Consider the following 18,901-nt stretch of genomic DNA (forward strand, 5'->3'; position numbering starts at 1 on the left):
TCAGCAAAACGCTAGGTGAAGAAAAAATACGTTAAAGCAGCGCCAACTGACGCTGCACAGGCGCAAAGCTACGACGATGGTCGGCCAGTGGCCCGTGAGCGGCAAGCGCCGCCAGATGCTCTTTGGTCGGGTAGCCTTTATGGCGCGCAAATCCATACTCAGGATAGCACTCATCCAAGGCGACCATCTGCGCGTCGCGAGCGACCTTAGCTAAAATCGACGCCGCAGCAATGGCACAGTGGCGTGAATCGCCCTTCACCACGGCCTGGCCGGGCAACGGATGCCCCGGTAATTTATTACCATCAACGAGTAGATATTCCGCCGCGGGCGCCAGCGCATCAATGGCGCGACGCATGGCCAAGTGGGTGGCGTGGTAAATATTCAGTGTATCTACTTCAGCAGCACTGGCTTCTGCTACGGCAAAGGCTAACGCCCGCTCACGAATCTGACTATCCAGCGCCTCACGTTTTCGCGCCGTCAATTTTTTAGAGTCGGTCAGACCGTCGATCGGCTGAGCGGGATCCAGAATCACGGCAGCCGCCACTACGCTGCCGATCAACGGCCCACGCCCTACCTCATCAATCCCTGCCAGTCGCTCGCCGCTATAGGCAATCTCAAGGATTGGAAAATCCTTATGCTCAAGAGACCATTGCTTACTCGCCCAGCGCTCAATCGGCATACACATCTCCCAACGGCTGGCCCGCGGCCAACAGGCTAATCGCCTCGGCGGACCGGCGGCTGGCGTTGCGCTGAAGCGTGGCGTGCATCTCGGCAAAGCGCGCTTCCAAGGCACGGCGACTGTCTGCGTCCGCCAGCATGGCGCTGAGCTGGTCAGCAATGGCCTCCGACGAGGCGGCGTCTTGGATCAGTTCGGGCACCAGCGTTTCCTGGGCAATCAAGTTCGGCAATGATACCCACTGGGTTTTGACCATTCGCTTGGCCAGCCAGTGGGTGGCCGGGGCCATCTTGTAAGCCACTAACATGCTGCGGTGACACAGCATGGCTTCCAGCGCGGCGGTCCCCGAGGCCAGCAGCACGATATCGCTGGCTACCATCGCTTCGCGGGCATGACCATCCAGCAGAGTCGTGCACGCGGCCAGCTGCGGGTAGTTGGCCAGCAGCGCGCTAATTTCATGGCGGCGATCAGCGGTAGCTGCGGGAATCACCACCTGCAGCGCAGGGTGGCGCTGGCAAAGCTGTGCGGCGGCGGCAAGAAAGGTATCGCCCAGAAAACGAATTTCGTTGGCTCGGGAGCCAGGCAGCAGCGCCAACACCTGGCTATCGGGCGGCAGGCCCAGCGTATGGCGGGTGGCAACACGGTCATTTTCCAGCGGCATTTCGTCTGCCAGAGGGTGGCCCACAAAAGCGACGGGCACCCGATGCTCACGATAGAAAGCAGCCTCAAAAGGCAGCAGCGTCAGCATACCGTCTACCGACTTGGCGATGCCTTTTACCCGCCCCTGGCGCCACGCCCATACGGAAGGACTCACGTAGTGGGCGGTGATGATCCCCGCTTCGCGAAGCTGGCGTTCCAGGCCTAGATTGAAGTCTGGTGCATCGATACCCAGCATAATATCAGGCTGCCAGGCTAACGCCTCGGCTTTCAAAGTACGCCGTACACGGATCAATTCGGGGAGATGCTTAAGCACCTCAACCAACCCCATCACCGCGAGTGTCTCTAAAGGAAAGCGGCTCTCCATGCCCTCTGCCTGCATGCGTGGGCCGCCGATGCCACGGAACTCGACGTCGGGATGGCGTGCTTTAAGCTCGCGCATCAGCCCAGCGCCAAGAATATCGCCGGATAGCTCTCCGGCCACGAGGTAGACGCGTTGCAGGGTCATAGACAGATCAGCATGGGTTAGCGGGTAATGCCGCGGGTCGAACGCTCAATAGAGGCGGCAAAATGCTCGATTTCAGGCAGATCAAAACGGCTACGCATTTCGACCAGTGCCTGCTCGGTGGTTAGCCCTTGGCGGTAGACCATTTTATAGGCAGCGGTTAAGGCACTGATTGCATCGCGGCTAAAGCCTCGGCGCTTTAAACCCACCAGGTTAAGGCCACGCGCTTCCGCCGGGTTGCCATTAATCATGATATAGGCGGGGGTGTCTTTGGTAATAATCGAGCCCCCACCGGCCATGGCGTGATCACCAAAATGGCAGAACTGATGCACCGCCGCCAAACCACCCAAAATAGCATGGTCGCCGACGGTGACGTGGCCAGCCAGGGTGACCTGATTGGCCAAGATGCAGTCGTTACCAATCACACAGTCATGGCCGACATGCACGTAGGCCATCAAAAGGTTGCGCGAACCAATGGTGGTTTCGCTACGATCCTGGACGGTGCCACGGTGAATCGTGGCGCCTTCGCGGATGACGTTATCGTCGCCCATGACTAGCCGTGTAGGCTCGCCTGCGTATTTTTTGTCCTGGCAGTCTTCACCTACCGAGGCAAACTGAAAGATACGCGTGCGCTCACCCAGCGTGGTGGGGCCTTTAACCACCACATGGGGGCCAATCACTGAACCCGCGCCGATCGTGACATCGGGGCCAATAATGCTAAAAGGGCCTACCTCAACGTCGTCGGCAAGGCGCGCCGTTGGGTCGACCAGGGCAGTAGGATGTATCAAGCCACCTTCCTCTCGGCACAAATAATTTCCGCTTCGCAGGCCAGCTCGCCGTCAACCGAAGCGCGGCATGCAAATTTCCAGATACCCCGTTTACCTTTAATCACATCGGCCTCTAAAGTGAGCTTGTCACCCGGCATTACCGGGCGCTTAAAGCGTACTTTGTCAGTGCCTACCAAATAGTAAACATAACCATCGGCAGGTAGCTTATTGACCGTTTTAAAACCGAGAATGCCGCATACCTGGGCCAGGGCTTCAATCACCAGCACGCCGGGCATAATCGGGTGGTGCGGGAAATGGCCGTTAAAAAACGGCTCATTAATGCTGACATTCTTATATGCAACGATAGATTCGCCGATGGTTAATTGCGTTACTCGATCCACCAGCAAAAACGGGTAGCGGTGGGGCAAGTACTCACGAATCTCATTGATATCCATAACCATCGTAGCGACCTCTAAAATAACAAAGCACCTGGAACTCTTGAAATGAGTCAGGCAAAGACCAGCACTCCGCTGGCTAAAAGGCTGTGGATTATACCCCGCGACTATCTAGCCTCAAACCGGCAGCAGGTAAAATTCATTCAGCACTCACTAATTGCGCTGCTTTTTTTCCAATCTCGCCAAGCGCTTAGCGATATCATCAAGCTGTTTAAAACGCACCGCATTTTTCCGCCACTGGGCGTTAGCCATGGCACCGGTACCTGATGAGTAGACCCCCGGCTCATGGATTGAGTTAGTGACTAAACTCATACCCGTCACCTGAACGCCATCGCAGATGGTCAGGTGGCCGGATAAACCCACGCCGCCACCTAACATACAGTGCTTGCCTACCTTGGTAGAGCCAGCAATCCCCACACAGCCTGCTATCGCGCTGTGATCGCCAATGATGACGTTATGGGCAATTTGTACCTGACTATCGATTTTGACGTCATCACCAATCACCGTATCACCCAGCGCACCACGATCAATGCTTGAGCAACTGCCCACCTCAACATCATCGCCCAAGACAACGCCTCCCAACTGGGCGATTTTATGCCAGCCGGCACCGTCGTGAGCAAAACCAAAGCCGTCACCGCCAATCACACAGCCGCTTTGCAGGATGACTCGTTTGCCTACCACCACACCGTGACACACAGTGACATTGGCATGCAGACGCGTTGCTTCACCGATAATGCTGTCGGCCCCCACCACGCTGCCTGCCCCAATCACTACCCGATCACCCAGCACTACGCCCGCTTCAATCACGGCGTGCGCTTGAATACAGACATCGGCGCCTAGCTGAGCACCTTCCGCCACAACCGCCGTGGGATGAATACCAACGACATCGCGGGCAGGCAGCGGGTCAAACAGCTGCGATAGCCTGGCATAGCCCAGGTAAGGGTTCTCGATTTCCAAACGCGCTACCGGGCAGTGTTTGCCATGTTCAGGGTGCAGCAACACCGCTGCTGCCTGGGTCGTCGCCAAATCTTTGAGATAGGCGCGGTTGGCCAGAAAAGCCACTTGATCCGGCTGCGCTTCTTTTAGCGTTGCCAAGCCACGTATCGGCTGTTGGGCATTGCCACTAACGGCAATACCCAATTGGCGCGCAATGTCTGCGAGGGTAAGGTGATGAGAAGCGTGCGTCATGGGAACCCAGGGAAGCATTGGTGTGGCCAGGCCACGCCATTCTTCAATTAAGTTTAGTTCAAGGTATCAAAAATCTGCGTGACTTCGTCGGTCACATTAGGCAGATCCACCCCTGAGTGCAGTACGCCCTGGGGTTCAACCAACACATCAATACCGCGACGTTCTAACACCTGTTCAACGGCTTGCTGCAGCTTCGGTTCAGCGCCTTGTAAAAACTGCTGCTCAGAGCGCTGTTGCGCCTGCATCACTTCCTGACGGAGCTGCTCAAAACGGCTGCCCTTCTCTTGTAGCTCGCTAATTAGCGACTCACGCTGAGACTGGGCCATGGTTTCGCCTTCGTTCTGCAAACGCTGCTGTAACTGCTGGAGCTCATTACCCAGGTTCTGCGCTTCACGCTGCTGATTGCCAATCTGCCCTTCCAGGCTGCTCATAGACGCTTGTGCGGACTGGGTGTTCATCAGTGCTGCTCGCCAGTCCAACACCGCTACTTCTGCAGCGTGAGCGGGCAAAATCATCGCGCCCAACAGGCATACCATCGCTGTTAGCCTACGCATTATATTATCTCCTTAGGTCACGCTAGCGCACACCGCCATGGCACGCGATCTAGCAAAATTAGCACGGTTGCGATTTAGAACAACGGTCGCTTAGAACGTTTGTCCTAACGAGAACTGGAAGAACTGAGTATCGTCACCGCTCTCATCATTCAAGGGTTCAGCAATACTAAAGGTCAGCGGCCCCACTGGCGTCAGCCACGAGAGGCCGATACCGGCGCTGTAGCGCAAATCGCCTAGATCAACGCCAGAGTTACACTGCTGGCGGCCAGCATCTTCCGCGAGCACATCGTAGCAAGAGCTCAAGAAAGTATTACCGCCATCCAAGAATAGCGATGTCTGCAGCGCGCGCTGATCTTCAACAAACGGCAGCGGGAAAATGATCTCGGCACTGCCTTCTATGGACACGTTACCGCCCAGGGTGCGGTCACGGCCACCTTCGGTAGCTGGCGTGGTGCGCTGCCCCAGCGTATTCGACGTAAAGCCACGCACCGAGCCAAGACCACCGGCGTAGAAGTTTTCATAGAAGGGGAAGGGATCGTTGCCACCCAGGGTATCGGCATAGCCAACGTTGCCGGTAAACTTGAATGCCCAGGACTCGTCATCGTTAATCGGGAATAGCTGTTGAGCCCGCGCACGCAGCTTGTAGTACTCCGAATCACTGCCCGGCGCGCCGGTTTCCAGCGACAGGCGCTGATAGCTGCCATCGGTCGGCATAATACCCCGATTAAGGTTATTACGCGTCCAACTGGCCGTTAACTTCAGGCTTTGCGCATCTTCCCCCTGATCTTGCACATAACGACGAATTTCAGAGGCCGTGTCAAAGTAGGTTTTCACCGTTAGATCTTCAACGCTGGCACCAAAGTTAAGCCGCGACAGCTCGCTAATGGGGTAGCCGAAATTAATACCGGCGCCGTAAGCATCGGTTGAGAACGTCGAAATATCTGAATCGGCGTAGTCGGTTTCGCGGTAGAACAGGTTATAGCCGCGGGAAATGCCATCCAGCGTCCAGTAGGGGTCGGTAAAGCCAAAGTTCACGCTGGTAAACGTATCGCTGCGCTGCGCGCCCACATTGACACGGTTACCCGTACCCAGGAAGTTATTCTGCGATAGCCCAACACCGTAAATAACCCCGGCACTCTGGGAGAAACCTACGCTTGCAGAGACCGAGCCGGAGGGCTGCTCTTCGACGTTATAAGTAACGTCGAGTAAATCCGGCTCGCCAGGTACCGGTTGGGTATCTACCTCTACTTGGCTAAAGAAGCCGAGGCGTTCAAGACGCTGGCGCGATTGCGTAATGGCTTCAGTTGAGGCGGGTGCGCCCTCTAGCTGAATCATTTCACGGCGCAGCACTTCATCCTGAGTTGTCGTATTACCGTAGAACTCGATACGTCGCACGTAGGCGCGCTCACCAGGATTGACGGCAATCACCAGATCGACCGTTTCACCGTCATCTGCCATTTCAGGTACGCCCTGAATGTCAGCAAAGGCGAAGCCCTCGGCACCTAAACGCTGACGCAGCGCTTCGGTAGAGGCATTCACATCGCCGCGGGAGAAAATCTCACCTTCCTTGACAGTGAGCAGTTGGCGCGCTTCGTTTTCGCTGATCTGTAAATCACCCGCAAACCGAATATTGCCAACCCGATACTGAGTACCTTCATCGATGTTGAGGGTAATAAAGATCTCGGATTTTTCCGGACCGATCGATACCTGAGTCGAGGTCACATCAAAGTTGACGTAGCCGCGATCCAAGTAGAATGAGCGCAGTCGCTCAATATCACCTGAAAGCGCTTCACGGGAGTATTCGTCGCTAGAGAACCAGCCGAAAATACGCCCTGGCCGGTCATTTAGCTCGAACACTTCGCGGAGCGTTTCATCATCAAAGGCTTCGTTGCCGACAATGTTAATCTGTCGAATCTTGGCCACTTCACCTTCGTTGATATTGATATTGACCTGAACGCGGCCCTCATCAATCTCTTCAACTTCGGTATCGATGCTGGCGCTGTAACGGCCTTGCGACTGATAAACACCTTCCAGCTCGCGCTGAATTTCTTCCAACGTGGAGAGCTCTAGTACCTGGCCTTCAGAGAGCCCCGACTCACGCAAGCCGTTGCGCAGGTCCTCTTCGGATATCTGATCGTTGCCACTGATCTGTAGCCGCGCAATGGTTGGCCGTTCGACGACCTGAATAACCAGCACATCGCCTTCGCGCGCTAACGAGACATCGTCAAATAGCCCTGTGGCAAATAATTCACGGGCAGCGTCGGCCAACTGTTGTTCGCTGACGCGCTCGTTGGCACTCACCGGAAATGCATTGAAGACCGAGGCGGCGGATACCCGCTGCAGTCCCTCCACTCGAATGTCTGAAACATCAAAGGATTGTGCTTGGGCGCCGCTGGCGCCTGCCAGCAAGAGTACCGCCATTCCAAGGGTCTTGATTTTCATGCAGTCAATTCGCTCGCGTTGGTCTGCCGATCATTCCAGAAAGGCACCATATACATTTGTGCAGGCAGATGACAAGGCATCCTGCGCGCTACACGCGTCATTACCACAGGCGCATCAGATCAAAATAGAGGGCCATCAACATCAGGGTGCCGACCATGGCAAGCCCGATGCGCAATCCTACGGCTTGAGTCTTTTCAGATACTGGCCGTCCACGCACGACCTCCATAAAATAATAAAGCAAGTGACCACCATCGAGCACAGGGATGGGCAATAAGTTTAGTACCCCAAGGCTGATAGAAAGATACGCTAGAAAGCCAACGAACGCTTCTACCCCTGCTCGGGCCGAGTCACCAGAGATTTGCGCAATGGTGATTGGCCCGGACAAATTGGAAGGCGAGATCAGCCCCACAAACATTTTGCGTATGGCATCTAAGGTCAAGAGCGTCATCGCTCCAGTGCGCGAAACAGCCTGACCTACCGCTTCAATAGGCCCGTAACGGATTTCACGCTGAAACGCTGCCGGCCACTCAACTGGTTCGGCACCGGCGCCGATATAACCAATTTCCCCCCCGTTTTCCAAGCGGTTGCGCCCTGGGGTTAAGTCAACACTCGACTGCTCGCCATTTCGCTCATAAGTGAGCCGCAGCGTTTCACCTGGACTACTGCGCACCATGTTAACGAAGTGCATCCAATCATCCACCGGCTCGCCATTAATCGCCACCATCCTATCGCCCGGTTTGAGGCCCGCTTGTTCGGCGGCCTCGCCACTGACGACCTGACTCAAGACAGCCGGAAATTCTGGCTGCCAAGGGGTAATACCCAGCGTTTGCAACGGCTGCGGCGGGTCTTGGCGAACCAAATAATCAGTGACCGATAAGCCAAAACGCCGGGAGTTGCTCGCACCTTCGGGACGGGCGTCAATATCCAACTCACCGCTAAAACCAATCATCGACACCAACTTGAGGTTAACATCTTCCCAAGAACGCATCTCATCGCCCTGGATGGCGACAATTTCATCGCCATTAGCGAGCCCGGCCTCGGCGGCTGGCGAGTCAGGCGCAACGCTGCCCACCATCGGCGACACCACCGTAGTGCCCGCCACAAACAGCGCCCAGTAGGCCACAATGGCCAGCAAAAAATTGGCGATGGGGCCTGCCGCCACAATCGCAATGCGCTGCCACACGGTCTTGCGGTTAAACGCCTGGTCGAGCTGATCTTCCGGTACCGGTGCCTCGCGCTCATCAAGCATTTTGACATAGCCACCCAGCGGAATCGCGGCTATCGCATACTCGGTGCCTTGGCGGTCAACCCGTGACCATAGCGGCTTGCCAAACCCTACCGAAAAACGCAGCACTTTCACCCCACACCGTCTTGCCACCCAAAAGTGGCCAAACTCGTGAAAGGTTACTAACAGGCCCAGCACCACAATGACCGCTAAAATATTCTGTATTAGGCCCACATTCTCTCCTTAACGCCCCGCACTAACGACCAGCTCAGCGAATGCTTAAGCGGACCACCTTGTTATCAGTTTAAACGCCTGCTGCCGCGCCCATTGATCGGTTGCCAATACGCTGTCAAGGCTGTCGACCCGGCCCTGATAGGGGCCCGATAGGACGTCGGCCACCAGCTGCCCAATCGCGGTAAAGCCGAGTCGACGCTGCAAAAAGGCGTCTACCGCGACTTCATTGGCCGCGTTGAGCACAACCGGCGCCATACCGCCTTGCTGCATCGCTTGACGAGCAAGTCCCAAGCAGGGAAAGCGGACTTCATCGGGCGCTTCAAAATCGAGCCGGGCTACCTGAAAAAGATCCAGTGTTTCGACGCCGGCGTCAATGCGCTCTGGCCATGCTAGCCCGTAGGCAATGGGGGTGCGCATATCGGGATTACCTAACTGTGCAATCACCGAGCCATCATGATACGCCGCCATGGAGTGAATCACGCTTTGCGGGTGCACCACTACCTGGATCTGTTCGGGCGTGGCATCAAATAGCCAGCAGGCCTCGATAAGCTCTAGCCCTTTATTCATCAGCGTGGCGCTATCCACCGAGATTTTACGCCCCATTGACCAGTTCGGGTGAGCACAGGCCTGCTCGGGGGTGACATTGTTAATATCAGCCTGACTCCAGGTTCGAAACGGCCCTCCCGAGGCCGTTAGCAGCAGCTGACGGACGCCGTGTCTGGCCAGTCCGCCGCGATGCTCCGCAGGTAGACACTGGTAAATGGCATTATGTTCGGAATCAATCGGCAGCAGTGTCGCCCCCGAGCGGGAAATGGCCTCCATAAACAGTGCGCCGCTCATCACCAGCGCTTCTTTATTGGCCAGCAGCACGCGCTTACCCGCTTCAGCAGCCGCTAGCGCAGGCAGCAAGCCCGCTGCGCCGACAATGGCCGCCATCACGCAGTCGACACTCGCGTCCCGGGCAACCTCACACAGCGCCTGGGGGCCTGCGCTCACTTCGGTTGCCTGGCCAGCACGCTCAAGCGCTTGACGTAGCCAAGCGGCATCGGCTTCATCATTGAGCACGGCGACCGCAGGCCGGTGCGCTAGGCACTGCGCCAACAGGGCCTCTTTCGAGGTGTGCGCGGTCAGGGCATGGACGCTATAGCGATCAGGATGGCGACCAATCACATCCAGCGTGCTAGTGCCGACAGAGCCTGTCGACCCCAGCACTGTCACGCGTTGTAGCGATGATTGGCTCATACCGGCGGCACCTTGGCAAATACCCCAACAAGGACTTCCACATAGAAAAGCGCAAATAGCGGGATCGCCGCGGTAAGACTATCAATGCGATCCATCACACCACCGTGGCCAGGCAGCAGTTGGCTTGAGTCTTTGATATTACGGTAGCGCTTGAGCATGCTCTCCAGCAGATCTCCTAGCACAGAAGCCAAGGTGACCACGGCGGTGATAAGCATCAGAGTAATGCCGCCAACTAGGCCCAACTGCAGCCACAGCGCGAAGAGGATGGCCAGGATCGCGGTCGCCGCTAAGCCACCGAACACGCCCTCCCATGATTTACCAGGGCTCACGTGGGGGGCCAATTTGCGTTTACCCCAGTTACGCCCTACAAAGTAGGCGCCAATATCCGCGCACCACACCAGCAACAGCACAAACAGCAGCCAAGCCATACCAATATCACGCAGAACGTTAAACCCCACCCAGCAGGGCAACAGCACCCACAGGCCCATCGCTAAGCGTCGGGCGGTAGCCTGCCATTGCTCCCCGGCAGCAGGGTAGCGGGTTACCCAGTAGAGATTCACCAGCCAGCCAGCGGCGGCCAGCCAAAGCGGCCATATCGCTGTGGCGGCACCGGTCAGCCACATCGCTAGCATCAGTGCTGCCATCACGGCCACTAGCTGGGCACGCCGCACCGTGCGGATAACACCCGCCAGATTAGCCCACTCCCAGGTGGCAAGCAGCACCATCAGCGCCGTAAATAGCGCAAAAGCGCTGCCGTCTAGACCAAACAGGCCAACCAACACCAGGGGTGCTAGCCAGGCTGCGGTGATAATCCGCTGTTTAAGCACCCTGCGCCTCTATTTGTTCGTCCGTCATGCCAAAGCGTCGACGGCGCTGACAAAAGTCGTTTAATGCCGCGTCAAAGGCTTCCGCACCAAAATCGGGCCATAGCAGCGGGGAAAAGTGCAGTTCGGCATAGGCCAGCTGCCAAAGCATAAAGTTGGATAACCGCTGCTCACCGCTGGTACGTATACACAGATCTACCGGAGGCACGCTATCAATCCCCATCGCTTGATCGAAGCAGGCTTCATCGATGGCATCAGGGGCCAACTCCCCCGCTGCTACTTGCTCGGCTAAGCTGCGTGCCGCCCGTGCGATATCCCACTGGCCGCCATAGTTGGCGGCAATCACCAAGTGCATGCCCGTGTTGTCCGCCGTTAACGCTTCAGCGCGCTGAATATGTTTTTGGATGGCATGGGAAAAACCGCGCTGCTCGCCGATGATCGAAAGGCGGACATTACGCTCATTGAGCTTTTTGACTTCACGCTTGAGCGCCATCAAAAACAGCTCCATCAGCGCATTGACCTCTGCGGCCGGACGTTTCCAGTTTTCGCTGGAGAAGGCGAACAGGCTGAGAGTTTGCACCTCGCGCTCGGCGGCCCGCTGAATCACCGCACGCACAGTTTCCACTCCGGCCCGGTGTCCGCGCACCCCTGAAAGCCCACGCGCGCGCGCCCAGCGGTTATTGCCATCCATAATAATGGCAACATGAGACGGCGGGGCTTCCCCGGCCAGAGAAGGCGCACAGGCGTCGTCCGGCTGTTGTTCAGGAAGCTGCGGAGACGTCATGGATTCTTGCACCAAAGATCAATCATAAAAAAACCAGCCAGAGTGTGGCAAAACGGGCAGCCTAAGCTGCCCGCGGCCGAATAAAGCACAGGGTTATACCTGCATGAGATCCTGCTCTTTTGCAGTCAGCGCTTTATCAATCTCAGCGATGTACTTATCGGTCAGCTTTTGAATCGCATCTTCGCCTTCACGCTGATCGTCTTCGGTAATGTCTTTATCTTTTAATAATGACTTGAAATCGCCGTTAGCATCGCGACGGACGTTACGCACGGCCACGCGGGCGTTTTCAGCTTCGCTACGCGCCTGCTTGATGTAACCTTTGCGGGTCTCTTCGGTAAGCATCGGCATCGGCACACGGATCACGTTACCTGCACTGGCGGGATTAAGCCCCAGATCAGAGGTCATAATGGCCTTTTCGATCTTTTGCACCATGCCTTGCTCCCAAGGTGCAATCGTTAGCGTGCGAGCATCTTCAACGTTGACCGACGCCACTTGGCTCAGCGGCACCTGGCTGCCGTAATAATCCACCGTCACTGCATCCAGAATGCTCGGGTGAGCACGGCCGGTGCGAATTTTATTAAAATTACTGTTCAGCGCCTCAACGCTTTTTTGCATGCGCGAATCGGCATCTTTCTTAATATCGTTGATCACGTCATTACCCTCTGTATATCAGCGTGCCTTCCTTGCCCCCTACGACCATATTCAGCAGGGCACCAGGCTTATTCATATCAAATACCCGCACCGGCATATTATGGTCACGTACCAGGCAGATAGCGGTCAAATCCATAACGCCCAGTTTTTGATCCAGGGCGTCGTCGTAAGAGAGCTGCTCGTACTTCACCGCATCCGGATGTTTTACCGGGTCTTTATTGTAGACGCCATCGACTTTGGTCGCTTTAATCACCACGTCGGCGTCCACTTCAATACCGCGTAAACAGGCGGCAGAATCAGTGGTGAAGAAGGGGTTACCTGTGCCCGCAGAGAACAGCACGACGTCTCCTGAGGTTAAGTAACGAATGGCGGTACGCCGGTCATAATGTTCTACCACGCCGCTCATCGGGATAGCCGACATCACTCGCGAGCGAATATTGGAGCGCTCTAACGCATCACGCATCGCCAGCGCATTCATTACGGTGGCCAGCATGCCCATATGGTCACCGGTGACACGGTCCATACCAGCCTCGTTGAGTGCCGCACCGCGGAACAAGTTACCACCACCGATCACGATACCTACCTGCACCCCAATACCGACAAGCTGGCCGATTTCCAGCGCCATGCGGTCAAGTACCTTAGGATCAATACCAAAATCGTGCTCCCCCATTAACGCTTCGCCAGAAAGCTTGAGCAAAATACGTTTGTATTTTGACTTGGTACCCGCGGCTTTGCTGGGTGCTACATGGGGGGTAGGCTCTTGAACATCACTCGACATGGCATCTCTCCTGAGGCAAACCTGTAAACAGGCAGGCGGGGCAGCCCCTTGGTATAAAACCAGTGTATAAACCCGCTACATCGGGGCCGATTATACTAGCATTATTTATACAGGGGCCGGATACAGCATTATTTATACAGGGGCCGGATACGCGAAGGCGTGCGCTCGCGCGCACGCCATCTTCTTTCTGAAACCTCTGACCTCAGCGACGGCCAGCCTGTTCCATAACTTCTTTAGCAAAGTCGACTTCTTCTTTCTCGATGCCTTCGCCAACTTCAAAGCGCGTAAAGCCAACCACTTCGCCGCCCGCTGCTTTGACGAACTCAGCAACGGTCTGGTTCGGGTCTTTCACAAACGGCTGCTCGGTCAGGCTGTTTTCTGCCAAATATTTTTTCAAGCGGCCTTGCACCATTTTCTCAGCGATTTGCTCTGGCTTACCGGCCATATCCGGCTGTGCCAGAATAATCGCTTTTTCCTGATCCAACTGCTCTTGGGGCATATCGGCAGGATGCGCAACCGCAGGGTTGATCGCCGCCACGTGCATCGCAACGTCTTTTGCAACTTGCGAAGTGCCGCCGGTCAACACGGTAAGAACGCCAATGCGGCCACCGTGAACGTATTCGCCGACTAGACCGCCGTCAGCAGCGTTAACGACGATGGCGCGACGCACACCGATGTTTTCACCGATTTTCTGAACGAGCTGCTCGCGAGCAGTCTCAAGCTCGCCCGCCATCACGGCGGCAACGTCTTCGCTTTTCGCGGTGAAGAAAGCACCGGCGATTTTGTCGGCAAAGGCGATGAAGTTGTCATCACGAGCCACAAAGTCGGTCTCGGAGTTGATTTCAACCATTACGCCGTAGCTGCCGTCTTCCGCTACGCGCGTTACTACTACACCTTCTGCGGCGATACGATCGGCTTTCTTCGCCGCTTTTAGGCCGGAGCTTTTACGCAGGTTTTCAATCGCAACTTCGATATCACCGTCGGTTTCGGTGAGTGCTTTTTTACACTCCATCATGCCGAGACCGGTACGTTCGCGAAGTTCCTTGACCTGAGAGGCGCTGATAGCTGCCATGAGAATTCACCTCTGAAATGGTTCTATGAGAGTTAAACGCAACACAGAGTATAGGCATGATAAATGACCATCATGTATCACGCTGCCCTATGTCTCTCTGCATTGCGGGGCCGGCATTGAGCAGCCGGCAAATTCGTCCCGCCTAAACGCTTCACCTGCAGTACAAAAACCTACAGCGGAAAGCCTGTAGCGGGAAAAAGGGGGCATAGCCCCCTCTCTTTTATCATGATGCGGCACACCTGCTCACCGCACCCACTGCTGCGATTACTCGGCGGCAGTGTTGTCTTCAGCTGCAGCGGCCTCTTCGGTCACTTCAACGAACTCTTCAGCGTTACCTGCTTTGGCACGGCCACAGGCATCCGCAATCGCTTTTACGTAGATCTGGATGGCGCGGATAGAGTCATCGTTGCCGGGGATTACGTAGTCAACGCCATCGGGGTTGGAGTTAGTATCCACCACGCCGATAACCGGGATACCCAGCTTGTTGGCTTCGTTGATCGCGATGCGCTCATGGTCAACGTCGATCACGAACAGTGCGTCCGGTAGGCCGCCCATGTTCTTGATACCGCCGATAGAACGCTCAAGCTTGTCCTGCTCACGAGTCGCCATCAAGACTTCTTTCTTGGTCAGCTTCTCGAACGTACCGTCTTCGCGCATGGTTTCAAGATCACGCAGACGCTTAATGGACTGACGGATGGTCTTGAAGTTAGTCAACATGCCGCCCAACCAGCGGTGGTTGACGAAATGCTGACCGGCACGGTTCGCTTCTTCTTTAATTACCTTGCTAGCGCTGCGCTTGGTGCCAACAAACAATATTTTGTTGTTGGATGCCGCCATCTTCTCGACCACATCGATCGCTTCGTTCAGCGCCGGAAGGGTGTGCTCAAGGTTGATGATGTGAATCTTGTTACGCGCACCGAAGATAAATTTGCTCATCTTCGGGTTCCAGTACTTGGTCTGGTGGCCGAAGTGAGCGCCTGCTTTAAGCAGGTCACGCATATTAACGTGAGACATGGTAAAACTCCTAAAACTCGGGTTAGGCCTCCACGCACCCCATGGATCCGACCGTTGACGACGTTAGACGCTGCCAGCGGCACCCGGGACCATGTGCCGGTGCATGTGTGTTTTTAAGGCTTGGTCGTTAAGTAGTACGCCCCTTAGTGGCACACTACAGATTCATCGCCTCGCCCTTCAGCGTGCTACCCAGCCAACAAAGAAGCTCGGAATCACGATTGCAGGAAAGCGCGCGGCTTTATACCATAGATCATTGCCAAGATGAAGTCGCACCCCGTTTGACGGTCTTAAATTGCGCCATTCAATTTTCCACTCTGCATTCATATCGAGCATTCATGAACGTTCCTATCAAGACGCCTTCTGAAATCGAACATATGCGCGAAGCCGGGCGCCAAGCGGCTAGCGTGATTGAAATGATTACCCCGCACATCCAGGCGGGCATTAGTACGGGGGAGATCGACCGTCTTTGTCACGACTATATTGTTAACGAGCTGGGCTCGACCCCGGCCCCGTTGAACTACCATGGTTTCCCCAAAGCGACCTGCACCTCGCTCAACCATGTGGTGTGCCATGGCATCCCCGACGACGGCAAGAAGCTCAAGAAAGGCGATATCATGAATTTGGATATCACCGTTAAGACCCAAGATGGCTACCACGGTGATTCCAGCGTGATGTTCGTGGTAGGTGAAACGATCCAGGGCGAACGGCTGTGCCGCATCACCCAGGAGTGCCTGTATAAAAGCATTGAGCTGGTCAAGCCCGGCGTGCGCCTATCTGAACTGGCTAGGGTGATTCAAAAACACGCCGAAGAGCACGGCTACTCTGTGGTACGCGACTTCTGCGGTCATGGCATCGGCGCCGAGTTTCACGAAGAGCCGCAGTTCTTGCACTATGACGGCTATGCACCGGATGCTGACATCACACTCGCCGCCGGGATGTGCTTTACCATCGAGCCGATGATTAACGTCGGCGGCTATAAAACCAAAGTGCTGCGCGATGGCTGGACTGCCGTGACCAAAGACCGCAGCCTTTCCGCCCAGTGGGAACATACGCTGCTGGTCACCGAGGGCGGTGTTGAAGTGCTGACTGCGCGCGGTGATGAAGACTTCAGTTTTCTAACCAACTGATGCTTTTACACCACCACCGGTTTGAGCCGGACACCACGCTTTACGACCTGGATCTTTTTCGCACCGAGCTTGCCGGTTCGCGCTCCCCGGTCGCGCCCTTTAAAGCCGCCCTGCGCGAGCTACAGGCGCGCCTGGACGAGCAGTTTCGTGCCGGTGCCGACATTCGCGACCTGGTGCGTGGCCGCGCCTGGTACCTGGATCAACTGCTGGCCATTGCCTGGGCCCAGCATGAGTGGCCCGATGAGGGCATTGCCCTGGTGGCGGTGGGTGGCTATGGCCGTGGCGAGTTGCACCCCCATTCCGACATCGACCTGCTGCTGCTGCTGGAGCAGGACGACGACACCGCCTACCGCGAACCGCTGACCGCCTTTATCACCTTTTTATGGGATATTGGCCTTGAGATTGGCCATAGCGTGCGCTCGCTCAGCGACTGCGAGCGTGAAGCCGAAGCGGATGTCACGGTAATTACCAACCTGCTCGAATCGCGTTTGATCGCCGGGCCCGAAAGCCTGCGCGAAGCGATGCGCGAACGCCTCAGCGCTGAGCATATTTGGCCCGCCGACCGCTTCTTTGAAGCCAAGTGGCAGGAGCAGATATCCCGTCACTACCGCTACAACAACTCCGAGTATCACTTAGAGCCCAATCTCAAAAGCTCCCCCGGCGGGCTACGCGATATCCAGATGATCGGCTGGGTGGCCAAGCGCCACTTCGGCACCGAGCAGTACACCGACATTGTCGCCAACGGCTTTATGAACGACGCCGAGCTGCGCATTTTAAGCCAGGGGCAAGCGTTCTTGTGGCAGGTGCGCTACGCCCTGCACATGCTCACCGACCGGGCCGAAGACCGCCTGCTGTTTGACCACCAGCGCACTATCGCCGAGATGTTTGGCTTCCGCGATACGCCAGAGCGCCTGGCGGTCGAGCAGTTTATGAAGCGCTACTACCGCCATGTCACCGCGCTGGCGGGCCTCAACGATATGCTGCTGCAACATTTCGACGAAGTGATCCTGCGCGGCAGAGAGGCGCTGGAAACGGTCAAGTTGAACGAGCGCTTCGAGACCAAGGGCGGCTATATCCAAGTACGTTCGCGCAACCTATTCCGCGAACGGCCAGCGGCGATGCTGGAGCTGTTTCTGCTGATGGCCAAGCACCCCGAAATCGAAGGGGTTCGCGCCGACACCATCCGACTAATTCGCGATCATCGCCACCAGATCGACGACCACTACCGGGAAGACCCGCGCCACCAGCGGCTATTTATGGCCATTATGCGCGCCCCCGGCAACGTACCGCGCCAGCTACGCCGCATGAACCGCTACGGCATTCTGGGCAAATACCTGCCCGAGTTTGGCCGCGCCGTGGGGCTCATGCAGCACGACCTGTTTCATATTTACACCGTCGACGCCCACACCCTTCGGCTGCTTAAGTTTCTGCACGGCTTTCGCAAACCGGAGGCCAAAGACGACTTCCCGGTAGCTGCAGCCCTCATGCATCAACTGCCCAAGCTGGATCTACTGTGGATTGCCGGTCTGTTTCACGACATCGGCAAGGGTCGCGGCGGCGATCACTCGGAGATTGGCGCCAGGGACGTTGAGCAGTTCTGCCAGCGTCATAACGTCTCGTTGCACGATACCAACTTGGTTAGCTGGCTGGTGGAGCACCACCTGTTAATGTCGATGACCGCGCAAAAACGCGATATCAGCGACCCCGACGTGATTCGTGATTTTGCCTTGATCGTGCGTAACGAAACGCGCCTGGACTACCTGTACGTGCTCACCGTTGCCGACATCAACGCCACCAACCCGACGCTGTGGAACGGCTGGCGGGCGTCGCTGCTGCGCCAACTTTATGCCGAGACCAAGCGCGCCCTTCGCCGCGGCCTGAACAATCCGCCCGACCGCGACGACTGGGTGCGAGAAACGCGCACGGAAGCGCGCTCGCTGCTACAAACCATCGGCGTTAATCGTGAGCAAATTGATCATCTTTGGGAATCGCTGGGGGAAGACTACTTTCTGCAGTACGCGCCCAGCGAAATCGTTTGGCAGACCCAGGGCATTCTCAATCACAACCAGTCGCCGCTGCCGCTGGTACTGATCAGCGCGCCTACTGCCGATATGGCCGAAGGCGGCACCAAGGTATTTATCCACACCCGCTCGGTGGATGACCTTTTCGCCGCCACCGCCGCTGCCATGGAGCAGTTGGGGCTGTCGATCCACGATGCGCGGATCGCCACCTCCCATAACGATTGGACGCTGAATACGTTTATCGTTCTCGACAGCCACGGTCAGCCAATCCGGGATCCAGCGCATATTGAAGAGATGCGCCAGCACCTGGTCGAGGAGCTCGATGACCCGGACGATTATCCCAATATCGTCACGCGCCATACGCCACGTCAGCTCAAACACTTCAAGGTCTCCACCGAAGTGCTGATTGAGCAGGACCCGGCCAATGAGCGCACCCTGCTGGAACTCACCGCCCCCGACCGCCCCGGCCTGCTGGCCCGGGTCGGGCGTATCTTTATGGAGCAGGATATCTCGCTTTCCGCGGCCAAAATCGCCACCCTTGGCGAGCGGGTAGAAGACGTCTTTTTCATCACCACCAAGGCAGGCGAACCACTGACCGACCCCGAGCGCCAGCAGCAGCTGCGCGAACGTCTGATTGAGGTGCTGGGGGTTTGAGCCTGCACCGGTGCTTGCCTATAATCGACGG

17 protein-coding genes are annotated in these 18,901 nt (G+C 56.5%); 2 read left to right on the forward strand and 15 right to left on the reverse strand.

Annotated elements, in window-relative coordinates; genetic code table 11:
• Positions 1–31: 31 nt before the first annotated feature.
• From rnhB to rpsB, 15 genes are all read right to left on the reverse strand, one after another.
• Positions 32–679, reverse strand: coding sequence for a ribonuclease HII (rnhB, locus tag ACT3UM_RS18400; RefSeq protein ID WP_498901218.1), 648 nt, complete (start codon positions 677–679; stop codon positions 32–34).
• Positions 669–1,841, reverse strand: a complete 1,173-nt coding sequence (lpxB, locus tag ACT3UM_RS18405; protein WP_498901219.1) for a lipid-A-disaccharide synthase — start codon at positions 1,839–1,841, stop codon at positions 669–671. Before lpxB ends, rnhB begins: the two co-directional genes overlap by 11 nt.
• A 17-nt stretch (positions 1,842–1,858) precedes the next feature.
• Entirely contained in the window at positions 1,859–2,626 is a 768-nt protein-coding gene (gene lpxA / locus ACT3UM_RS18410; RefSeq protein ID WP_498901221.1) for an acyl-ACP--UDP-N-acetylglucosamine O-acyltransferase, read from the reverse strand.
• On the reverse strand, positions 2,623–3,066 hold the full coding sequence (gene fabZ / locus ACT3UM_RS18415) for a 3-hydroxyacyl-ACP dehydratase FabZ (RefSeq protein WP_498901223.1): 444 nt from the start codon (positions 3,064–3,066) through the stop codon (positions 2,623–2,625). The genes lpxA and fabZ overlap by 4 nt, the downstream gene beginning before the upstream one ends.
• 147 nt (positions 3,067–3,213) lie before the next feature.
• A complete protein-coding gene (lpxD, locus tag ACT3UM_RS18420; RefSeq protein WP_498901226.1) occupies positions 3,214–4,248 on the reverse strand; it encodes a UDP-3-O-(3-hydroxymyristoyl)glucosamine N-acyltransferase in 1,035 nt (344 codons plus the stop codon).
• A 53-nt stretch (positions 4,249–4,301) separates the two neighbouring features.
• The gene (locus ACT3UM_RS18425; RefSeq protein WP_498901228.1) at positions 4,302–4,802 is read right to left on the reverse strand and encodes an OmpH/Skp family outer membrane protein; all 501 of its coding nucleotides are present in this window, start codon (positions 4,800–4,802) and stop codon (positions 4,302–4,304) included.
• 90 nt (positions 4,803–4,892) lie between these two features.
• Entirely contained in the window at positions 4,893–7,244 is a 2,352-nt protein-coding gene (bamA, locus tag ACT3UM_RS18430) for an outer membrane protein assembly factor BamA (RefSeq protein ID WP_498901230.1), read from the reverse strand.
• Between the two features lie 100 nt (positions 7,245–7,344).
• Positions 7,345–8,703: an RIP metalloprotease RseP gene (rseP, locus tag ACT3UM_RS18435; protein WP_498901233.1), complete on the reverse strand. Its 1,359-nt coding sequence runs from the start codon at positions 8,701–8,703 to the stop codon at positions 7,345–7,347.
• Between the two features lie 45 nt (positions 8,704–8,748).
• Positions 8,749–9,945, reverse strand: a complete 1,197-nt coding sequence (gene ispC, locus ACT3UM_RS18440; protein ID WP_498901235.1) for a 1-deoxy-D-xylulose-5-phosphate reductoisomerase — start codon at positions 9,943–9,945, stop codon at positions 8,749–8,751.
• Entirely contained in the window at positions 9,942–10,772 is an 831-nt protein-coding gene (locus ACT3UM_RS18445; protein WP_498901237.1) for a phosphatidate cytidylyltransferase, read from the reverse strand. Before ACT3UM_RS18445 ends, ispC begins: the two co-directional genes overlap by 4 nt.
• Complete coding sequence (gene uppS / locus ACT3UM_RS18450; RefSeq protein ID WP_498901239.1) at positions 10,765–11,553, reverse strand: polyprenyl diphosphate synthase; 789 nt, start codon at positions 11,551–11,553, stop codon at positions 10,765–10,767. Before uppS ends, ACT3UM_RS18445 begins: the two co-directional genes overlap by 8 nt.
• Before the next feature lie 93 nt (positions 11,554–11,646).
• Positions 11,647–12,204 carry a ribosome recycling factor gene (gene frr / locus ACT3UM_RS18455; protein WP_498901241.1) on the reverse strand — a complete coding sequence of 186 codons (558 nt, stop codon included), beginning with the start codon at positions 12,202–12,204 and terminating at the stop codon, positions 11,647–11,649.
• A 4-nt stretch (positions 12,205–12,208) separates the two neighbouring features.
• Positions 12,209–12,982: a UMP kinase gene (gene pyrH / locus ACT3UM_RS18460; RefSeq protein ID WP_498901243.1), complete on the reverse strand. Its 774-nt coding sequence runs from the start codon at positions 12,980–12,982 to the stop codon at positions 12,209–12,211.
• Between the two features lie 202 nt (positions 12,983–13,184).
• The gene (gene tsf, locus ACT3UM_RS18465) at positions 13,185–14,054 is read right to left on the reverse strand and encodes a translation elongation factor Ts (RefSeq protein WP_498901245.1); all 870 of its coding nucleotides are present in this window, start codon (positions 14,052–14,054) and stop codon (positions 13,185–13,187) included.
• A gap of 264 nt (positions 14,055–14,318) precedes the next feature.
• Positions 14,319–15,068: a 30S ribosomal protein S2 gene (gene rpsB, locus ACT3UM_RS18470; protein WP_035576553.1), complete on the reverse strand. Its 750-nt coding sequence runs from the start codon at positions 15,066–15,068 to the stop codon at positions 14,319–14,321.
• Between the two features lie 335 nt (positions 15,069–15,403).
• Between rpsB and map the strand changes: the two genes are divergently transcribed.
• Positions 15,404–16,195, forward strand: a complete 792-nt coding sequence (map, locus tag ACT3UM_RS18475) for a type I methionyl aminopeptidase (RefSeq protein WP_498901248.1) — start codon at positions 15,404–15,406, stop codon at positions 16,193–16,195.
• The gene (locus ACT3UM_RS18480; protein WP_498901250.1) at positions 16,195–18,870 is read left to right on the forward strand and encodes a [protein-PII] uridylyltransferase; all 2,676 of its coding nucleotides are present in this window, start codon (positions 16,195–16,197) and stop codon (positions 18,868–18,870) included. Before map ends, ACT3UM_RS18480 begins: the two co-directional genes overlap by 1 nt.
• Positions 18,871–18,901 lie beyond the last annotated feature (31 nt).

The organism is Halomonas sp. AOP13-D3-9, assembly GCF_052379125.1.
GTDB lineage: Bacteria > Pseudomonadota > Gammaproteobacteria > Pseudomonadales > Halomonadaceae > Vreelandella.

Excerpts from the sequence above, each read along its gene's own strand:
- rnhB (WP_498901218.1), bottom strand. The coding sequence starts at position 679 with ATGCCGATTGAGCGCTGGGCGAGTAAGCAATGGTCTCTTGAGCATAAG.
- lpxB (WP_498901219.1), bottom strand. The coding sequence starts at position 1,841 with ATGACCCTGCAACGCGTCTACCTCGTGGCCGGAGAGCTATCCGGCGAT.
- fabZ (WP_498901223.1), bottom strand. The coding sequence starts at position 3,066 with ATGGTTATGGATATCAATGAGATTCGTGAGTACTTGCCCCACCGCTAC.
- lpxD (WP_498901226.1), bottom strand. The coding sequence starts at position 4,248 with ATGACGCACGCTTCTCATCACCTTACCCTCGCAGACATTGCGCGCCAA.
- ACT3UM_RS18425 (WP_498901228.1), bottom strand. The coding sequence starts at position 4,802 with ATGCGTAGGCTAACAGCGATGGTATGCCTGTTGGGCGCGATGATTTTG.
- bamA (WP_498901230.1), bottom strand. The coding sequence starts at position 7,244 with ATGAAAATCAAGACCCTTGGAATGGCGGTACTCTTGCTGGCAGGCGCC.
- ispC (WP_498901235.1), bottom strand. The coding sequence starts at position 9,945 with ATGAGCCAATCATCGCTACAACGCGTGACAGTGCTGGGGTCGACAGGC.
- uppS (WP_498901239.1), bottom strand. The coding sequence starts at position 11,553 with ATGACGTCTCCGCAGCTTCCTGAACAACAGCCGGACGACGCCTGTGCG.
- pyrH (WP_498901243.1), bottom strand. The coding sequence starts at position 12,982 with ATGTCGAGTGATGTTCAAGAGCCTACCCCCCATGTAGCACCCAGCAAA.
- tsf (WP_498901245.1), bottom strand. The coding sequence starts at position 14,054 with ATGGCAGCTATCAGCGCCTCTCAGGTCAAGGAACTTCGCGAACGTACC.
- rpsB (WP_035576553.1), bottom strand. The coding sequence starts at position 15,068 with ATGTCTCACGTTAATATGCGTGACCTGCTTAAAGCAGGCGCTCACTTC.
- map (WP_498901248.1), top strand. The coding sequence starts at position 15,404 with ATGAACGTTCCTATCAAGACGCCTTCTGAAATCGAACATATGCGCGAA.
- ACT3UM_RS18480 (WP_498901250.1), top strand. The coding sequence starts at position 16,195 with ATGCTTTTACACCACCACCGGTTTGAGCCGGACACCACGCTTTACGAC.